Below are 7,922 nucleotides of genomic sequence, written 5' to 3'. Positions count from 1 at the left end.
CACAGTCCCAAGATCGTCCTCAGCCAAACATCAAGATCGACCGGACAGGCCCTAGAGTGGCGACACACGCTACCTGACCAGAGGGGGAGGCCTGGGTGTACGTCTCCAAGGTGAAGATCAAGGGAGTGCGTGGCTTCGATGGCCCCCGCGCAGTCGACTTGGACCTCCCGCAGAGAGCCGACGGCTCCTATGCCGGGTGGACGGTCCTCGCCGGACGCAACGGTTCAGGTAAGAGCACCTTTCTCCAGGCGATCATTCTCGCGCTTGCGGGTCCGCGCAACGCCGGGGCGCTCGCGATGCCGAACGATTGGCTTGTCGATGGCAGGCCCCGTCAATCTTGGATTGAACTAAATCTGGTTCGTGCTGCGAATGTTGATCCCCTTCTGGAAGATTGGCGTGGCTCTGTATCCATCAACTGGGATGCCATGCTTTTTTCGGAGGCGGGCGGCGATGAAGGGGGAATTTTTTGGGGATACGGCGGAAGGCCGTTCCAACAAATGTTGGATAGGGGGCCGTGGTCAGTTCTCCCCAACGGGTGGCTTTATCTTGGATATGGGCCGTTTCGGCGGCACTCTCGACCTGTTGTCGGTGTGAGTGAACTGGACTCGTCGCGGGAAGCAGGGTTTCGGACGCTGTTCGATGAGGACGCGACTCTAGTAGAAGGAGTGAGCTGGCTCATCGGGCAGCATCTTCTCCGGCTTGAGGGCAAGAGCGGCGCTGGTGAAGTGCTGGATGCGGTGCTTCGGCTGCTGGGCGATGGATTGCTGCCGGACGGGTTCCAGGTGTGCAAGGTCGACTCTGAAGGGCTCTGGGTCAAGCGGGCGGACGGAAAAGAATTTCCGCTGCGCCGGATGAGTGACGGATACCGGACCGTGGGGGCGCTCGTCGTTGATATCGTGCGGCGCATGCATCTCACATATGGGCGCCTCGAGGTCGAGGAACGGGACGGGGTGCCGACGCTTCCTTACCCGGGTGTGGTGCTCATTGACGAGGTGGACGCCCATCTTCATGTCAGTTGGCAGAAGAAGATCGGGAACTGGCTCAAGGCGCACTTCCCGGAGATCCAGTTCATCGTGACCACGCACAGCCCCTACATCTGCCAGAGCGCCGACCCTGGCGGGCTGATCCGGTTGCCGGGGCCCGACGAGCAGGAGCCGCCGCGGGTGGTCGATGACGACTTGTATCGCCGGATCGTGTACGGCAGCGGGGACGACGCGGTGCTGTCCGAGCTGTTCGGGTTGGAAACGCCTTACTCGGAGGAGGCGGAGCGGCTGCGCGAGCGGCTCGGCGACCTCGAGGGAAAGGTGCTCGACGGTGAGGCGTCGGAGGATGAACTCGCCGAGTACGAACGGCTGAGCAAGAAACTGCAGAGTTCGTTGAGCGCACGAGTTCGTGAGGTCTCCTCGCGGCTCGAAGACGAAGCGTGATCCCGCTGGCACGGCCGCCGCTCGATGACGAACTGGCGGAGGCGCTTGAGCGGCGAACGGACACGTTGGTGCGTGTGTGCGCGGATGTCTCGCGGGCTCGCAAAGAGTGGAATGCGGCGCGGCCGGAGCGCGGGAGACTGCGCGACATTCTCGCCGGAATGGCGCCGGGCGTCGAGCGCTGCATGTACTGCGGGGACAGCCTGGGCACCTCGATCGACCACTTCGAGCCGTTGAAGGAGGCGCCGCTCCGTACCTTCGACTGGCTGAACCACCTGCTCGCCTGCTCGATGTGCAACAGCAACCAGAAACGCGACCTTTTCCCACGGGCGGCGGACGGCGCCGCGTTGCTGATCGACCCGAGCCGGGACGACCCCTACGACCACCTTCGGCTCGTTCTCAACACCGGCCGATACAAGCATCGCGACGAGCGTGGTAAGGCCACGATCGAAGTTTTCGGGCTCAACCGGGGAGATCTGGTGTTAGGGAGGCAGCACGCCGTGCCCCGTACCGAGGCCATGGTCATGGCGCGGCGCGCGGCGCTGGACGCGGGAGACGACCGCCGAGCGGACCGGCTTGTGATCTCCCTGCTGCGTCACCCGTTCATCGACGTTCTGTACGCCATGGTGCGTGCGGCCGCGTCGCCCGGGGCTGCGATGGTGATGGATCCCCAGGTGATCCCCATGCTCGCTGATCCGGTTTTTCACGGCATGATGCCGGGCTTGCGACGCTCGTAGCGGTGGTTTGAGCCGTGCGCCGCCGTCGATGATCAGCGGGGGGCGGGGGATGAGGGGGCGGTCGGCTGGGAGCCGAAGGCGGTGAGGAAGCGGTCGCGGAAGTCGCTCATCCTCCAGACGGGGGACTGCGGGGCGGGTTTGAGGCCGTCCTGCCAGCCCCAGGCGGAGATCTGGTCCAGCACCTTCGGGTCGCGGGCGACGATGGTGATCGGGACGTCCCGGCTCGCGCCCTCGCCGGTGATCAGCGGGGCGGGCTGGTGGTCGCCGAGGAAGACCAGCACGAGGTCGTCGTCGCCGTAGGTCTCCGCGTAGGAGACCATGGTGTTCAGGCTGTACTCGATGGACTTGCGGTACTCGGCGCGGATGCGGTCGCTGGGCGGCCAGTCGGCGTCCAGGCCCGCACCGCCCTGGGCGTTGAAGACCGAGCCGTCGCCGACCTGCCGCCAGTCGACGAGGCGGGGGACGGCCGCCCAGGGGGCGTGGCTGGACACCAGCGCGGTCTCGGCCATGACCGGTGTGCCGCGGGCCTCGCGCTCCTTGCGCTGGAAGAACGACAGGACGTACTGGTCCGGCATGGTGGCGTACGCCCAGCGCGGCCCCCGGTACCCCAGGGTCCGGTTGTCGTAGACCTGGTCGTAGCCGAAGAACCGGCCCTCCGGCCAGGCCCGGATGATGGCGGGCATGAGGCCGACCGTCCGCCAGCCCGCCCGGTGGAAGGCCCGGTTGAGCGTCAGCCGGTCGCCGGCGACCAGGTTGCGGTACCGCTGCTGGTTGTCGATCCACAGGCCGGACAGCAGCGTGGCGTGGGCCAGCCAGCTTCCCCCGCCGACCGTGGAGGAGGTGAGCCAGGCGCTGCGGGCCCCGATCCCGGCCTTGCGCAGGCGTTCGCCGCCGGCGTCGAGCACCGCCCCCACCTGGGCGGAGAACTCCGGGTCCTCGACGGCGTCGCGTCCGTAGCTCTCGATGAACGCGACCAGCACGTCCTTGCCGCGCAGGCCGGTCAGCAGCCGGTCGCCCGGCGTGGCGCCGAAGGCGTCCACGGCGGCCTGCCGGGCGAACACCTCCTTGTCGTGCAGGCCCTTGCGCACCGCCAGCACGCGCTTGTAGGCGAGCCGGGTGGTGGAGGACGACGCCACCGGCACCCCGGGGACCAGGTGCACGCTGAACACGGTGCCCACCGTCCACACCGCCCACAGCACCGCGACGGCGCGGGCCGCCCCGCTGTCGTGCCGGGCCGCGACGCCCGCCAGCCGCACCGCCGCCAGCGCCACGACCACGATCACGACGACGGCCAGCCCCACCGCCCCGGCCGGCGCCGCGACGCCGCCGACCCCGCCGTACTCGCCGGTGAAGAACTCCAGGCCCGCGCCGACGAACGCCCAGTCCAGCACCGGGTCCCACGGCCGCACCAGCACCTGGTAGAAGCCCATGTCGACGATCTTCACGACGAGCAGCATGCCGAGGACGGCGCCGCCGGCCCCCGCCGCGATCCGCCGGGCCCGCCCGCGCAGGACCAGCACGACGACCACGCCGAGGACCCCCTCGATCGGCACGCGGGCGAACGCGCCCGGGGTGAGCCTGTCGAGCCGGTTCGGCGTGAGCAGGGCGAAGGCCACCAGCAGGAACGCCAGGACGGTCAGCGTCCGCGGCCAGACCCGGCGCCGGCGCAGCGCGGCGAGCGCTCTCCGCGGGCGGGACGGGGCGTCTTGCGTCGTCGGGTCGCCGTCCGGCGGCGCCGTTCCCCGAGGGGACGGCGTGAAGACAGACACGAGAAGGTCCTCCCATACGCAGCCAGCCCACCACTGTCGCGCACGCCGGCTCACGGGGGAGACCGGTCCGCGCTGCCCGCCCCTAGGTACGGCGGCTGCGGGGCGCCGGTTCAGCCACGGCTACGATGACGGCCGACGGCAGGGGAGGAACCCGGTGCGAATCCGGGGCTGTCCCGCAACTGTGACCGGGGAGTCCGCCTCCGCACACGGCCACGGCGCACGCGCTGGAAGGCCGGAGGCCGCGACGCCGATCCGGGAGCCAGGAGACTCCGCGCCGTCGCGACCTCGTCACCGAGCCGGGGCGCGGACCCCGGAGGAGGCCCTGCCGATGCGTGTCCTGCTGCTGTCCACCGCCGACACCGAGCTGCTCGCCGCCCGCGCGGCCGACGCCGGCTACGTGACGGCCAATCCGGTGCGGCTCGCCCCCGAGGAGGCCGAACGGCTCGCCGAGGACGCCGACGTCGTCGTCGTGCGGCTGCTGGGCGGACGCAAGACCTGGCCGGAGGGCGTCGAGCGGCTGCGGCGCCGCGGCGGCCCGCCCGCGGTGTTCCTCGGCGGCGAGGCCGACCCGGACGCCGAGCTGATGGGCCTGTCCACCGTCCCGGCCGGGGTGGCGGCCGAGGCGCTGGCCTACCTGCGCGAGGGCGGCGTCGCCAACCTGCGGGAACTGGCCCGGTTCCTGTCGGACACCGTGCTGCTGACGGGCGAGGGCTTCGCACCGCCCGCCGCGATGCCGTCGTACGGGGTGCACGGCTCGTACGCGCACGACCCGGACCGCCCCACGGTCGGCGTCGTCTTCTACCGCGCGCACGAACTGTCGGGAAACACCGCGTTCGTCGATGTGCTGTGCCGGAAGATCGAGGAGAAGGGCGGCAACGCGCTGCCGGTGTTCTGCGGGTCGCTGCGCGGCGCCGACCCGGGCCTGCTGGACCTGCTCGGCAAGGCCGACGCGCTGGTCGCGACCGTGCTGGCGGCGGGCGGGACGGTCGCCGCGCAGGCCGTCGCGGGCGGCGACGAGGACTCCTGGGACGCCGGCGCGCTGGCGGCCCTGGACGTGCCCGTCGTGCAGGGCCTGTGCCTGACCGCGCCCCGCGCCGCCTGGCAGGAGTCGGACGGGGCGCTGTCGCCGATGGACGCGGCCATGCAGGTCGCCATCCCCGAGTTCGACGGGCGCCTGGTCTCCGTGCCGTTCTCCTTCAAGGAGGAGGGCCCCGACGGCGTCCCCGTGTACGTGGCCGACGAGGAGCGGGCCGCCCGCGTCGCCGGGATCGCCGTGCGGCACGCGCGGCTGCGGCACGTGCCGAACGACCGCAAACGCGTCGCGATCGTGCTGTCGTCGTACCCCACCAAGCACTCGCGGATCGGCAACGCCGTCGGCCTGGACACGCCCACCTCGGCCGTGCGGCTGCTGCGCGCCATGGCCGCCGCCGGCTACCGGCTGGGCGGCGACGACACGCTGTGGCGCGACCCCGACAGCGGCGACCCGCTCATCCACGCGCTGATCGAGGCGGGCGGCCACGACGTGGAGTGGCTCACCGAAGAGCAGCTGCGCGCCGCTCCCGCGCGGGTGCCCCTCGCCGCCTACCGCCGCTGGTTCGAGGCGCTGCCCGAGCCGCTGCGCGAACGCGTCCGCGAGCACTGGGGCGAACCGCCCGGCGACCTGTACGTGGACGGCGACGACATCGTCCTGGCGTCGCTGCGGTTCGGCAACGCCGTGCTGATGATCCAGCCGCCGCGGGGCTTCGGCGAGAACCCCGTGGCGATCTACCACGACCCGGACCTGCCGCCGTCCCACCACTACCTGGCCGCCTACCGCTGGCTGGACGAGGAGTTCGGCGCCGACGCGATCGTGCACCTCGGCAAGCACGGCACGCTGGAATGGCTGCCCGGCAAGGGGCTCGGCCTGTCCGCCGAGTGCGCACCCGACGGCGTGCTGGGCGACCTGCCGCTGGTGTACCCGTTCATCGTCAACGACCCGGGCGAGGGCACGCAGGCCAAACGGCGCGGGCACGCCACCGTCGTCGACCACCTCGTGCCGCCCATGGCGCGCGCCGAGACCTACGGCGACCTGGCCAAGCTGGAGCAGCTGCTGGACGAGTACGCCACCGTCGCCGACCTGGACCCGGCCAAACTCCCCGCGGTGCGCGCCCAGATCTGGACGCTGGTGCAGGCCGCGCAGCTGCACCGCGACCTGGGCCGGGAGGAGATGCCCGGCGAGGCCGAGTTCGACGACTTCATCCTGCACATCGACGGCTACCTGTGCGAGGTCAAGGACGTGCAGATCCGCGACGGCCTGCACGTCCTGGGGCAGGAGCCGCTCGGCGCGGCCCGCGTCAACCTGGTGCTGGCCGTGCTGCGCGCCGCCCAGGTGTGGGGCGGCGTCGCCGGCGCCATGCCGGGCCTGCGCGCCGCGCTCGCCGCCGCGCACGGCCTGGACGAGAAGGCGCTGCTCGCCGAGCCCGGCGCGGTGGTGGACGCCGACATCGCCGGCACGCACGCGCGCACCGCCTCCGACGCCGTCGACGTCCTGGAGTCCCTCGCCCGCCGCCTGGTCGAGGGCATGGAGGAACGCGGCTGGGACGCAGCCCAGGCCCCCGCCGTGTGCCGCGCCGCCCTCGACCGCGAGATCGGACCCGTCATCGGGCTGCTGGAGTTCGCCGCGGCCGAGGTGGTGCCGCGGCTGTCGGCCACCCGGGACGAGATCGGCGCGGTGCTGCACGCCCTGTCCGGCGGGTACGTGCCCGCCGGGCCGTCCGGGTCGCCCACCCGCGGGCTGGTCAACGTGCTGCCGACCGGCCGCAACTTCTACTCCGTCGACCCCAAGGCGATCCCGTCCCGCAACTCCTGGGAGGTCGGCGCCGCGCTGGCCGACTCGCTGATCCGGCGGCACCTGGACGACACCGGCGACTACCCGGCGAGCGTGGGCCTGACCGTGTGGGGCACCAGCGCCATGCGCACCCAGGGCGACGACATCGCCGAGGTGCTGGCGCTCATCGGCTGCCGCCCGGTGTGGGACGAGGCGTCCCGCCGCGTCACCGGCTTCGAGATCGTCCCGCTGGCGGAGCTGGGCCGCCCCCGCATCGACGTCACGCTGCGCGTCTCCGGGTTCTTCCGCGACGCGTTCCCGCACGTCATCGCGCTGCTGGACGACGCCATCGGCGCCGTCGCGGAGCTGGACGAGCCCGCCGACCGCAACTTCGTGCGGCGGCACGCCCTGGCGGACCGGGCCGTGCACGGCGACTGGCGCCGCGCCACCACCCGCATCTTCGGCTCCAAGCCCGGCGCGTACGGCGCGGGCCTGCTGCCGCTCATCGACGCCCGCAACTGGCGCGACGACTCCGACCTGGCCGAGGTGTACGCGGTGTGGGGCGGCTACGCCTACGGCCGGGGGCTGGACGGCCGCGAGGCCCGCGCCGACATGGAGGCCGCGTTCCGCCGCATCGCCGTCGCCGCCAAGAACCAGGACACCCGCGAGCACGACATCGTCGACTCCGACGACTACTTCCAGTACCACGGCGGCATGGTCGCCATGGTGCGCTCCCTGACCGGCCGCGCGCCCGCCGCGTACGTGGGCGACTCGGCCCTGCCCGACCAGGTGCGCACCCGCACCCTGGCGGAGGAGACCCGCCGCGTCTTCCGCGCCCGCGTGGTCAACCCCCGCTGGATCGCCGCGATGCGGCGGCACGGCTACAAGGGCGCGTTCGAGCTCGCCGCGACCGTCGACTACCTGTTCGGCTACGACGCGACCGCCGGGGTGGTGGACGACTGGATGTACGAGACCCTGGCCGAGGAGTACGTCTTCGACGCCGAGACCCGCGCGTTCATGGAGCAGTCCAACCCGTGGGCGCTGCGCGGCATCACCGAACGCCTGCTGGAGGCCGCCGACCGCGGGCTGTGGGCCGCCCCCGCCCCCGGGACCCTGGACCGGCTCCGCCGCACGTACCTGGAGACGGAAGGCGACCTGGAGGCCGGGGAGGAGGACTAGACGGGGC

4 protein-coding genes and 1 riboswitch are annotated in these 7,922 nt (G+C 71.8%); of the genes, 3 read left to right on the top strand and 1 reads right to left on the bottom strand.

The annotated features are described in order from the left end of the window. Positions 1-95: 95 nt before the first annotated feature. Both ABD879_RS22660 and ABD879_RS22655 read left to right on the top strand, forming a co-directional pair. Positions 96-1,427 carry an AAA family ATPase gene (locus tag ABD879_RS22660; RefSeq protein WP_345023566.1) on the top strand — a complete coding sequence of 444 codons (1,332 nt, stop codon included), beginning with the start codon at positions 96-98 and terminating at the stop codon, positions 1,425-1,427. Then, positions 1,424-2,161, top strand: coding sequence for an HNH endonuclease family protein (locus ABD879_RS22655; RefSeq protein WP_345023565.1), 738 nt, complete (start codon positions 1,424-1,426; stop codon positions 2,159-2,161). Before ABD879_RS22660 ends, ABD879_RS22655 begins: the two co-directional genes overlap by 4 nt. Positions 2,162-2,193: 32 nt before the next feature. On the opposite strand, the gene ABD879_RS22650 is transcribed toward ABD879_RS22655, so the two are convergent. Further along, on the bottom strand, positions 2,194-3,930 hold the full coding sequence (locus ABD879_RS22650; protein WP_345023564.1) for an alkaline phosphatase family protein: 1,737 nt from the start codon (positions 3,928-3,930) through the stop codon (positions 2,194-2,196). Between the two features lie 145 nt (positions 3,931-4,075). Continuing rightward, positions 4,076-4,199: riboswitch (cobalamin riboswitch) on the top strand. A gap of 59 nt (positions 4,200-4,258) precedes the next feature. On the opposite strand from ABD879_RS22650, the gene cobN reads away from it, so the two are divergent. Continuing rightward, positions 4,259-7,915: a cobaltochelatase subunit CobN gene (gene cobN, locus ABD879_RS22645; RefSeq protein WP_345023563.1), complete on the top strand. Its 3,657-nt coding sequence runs from the start codon at positions 4,259-4,261 to the stop codon at positions 7,913-7,915. Positions 7,916-7,922: the final 7 nt, after the last annotated feature.

The sequence above is a fragment of the Actinomadura keratinilytica genome (assembly GCF_039539665.1).
Lineage (GTDB): Bacteria > Actinomycetota > Actinomycetes > Streptosporangiales > Streptosporangiaceae > Spirillospora > Spirillospora keratinilytica.
Note: the sequence above shows the minus strand (reverse complement) of the source record. Positions and strands in the feature narration are given on the sequence as shown.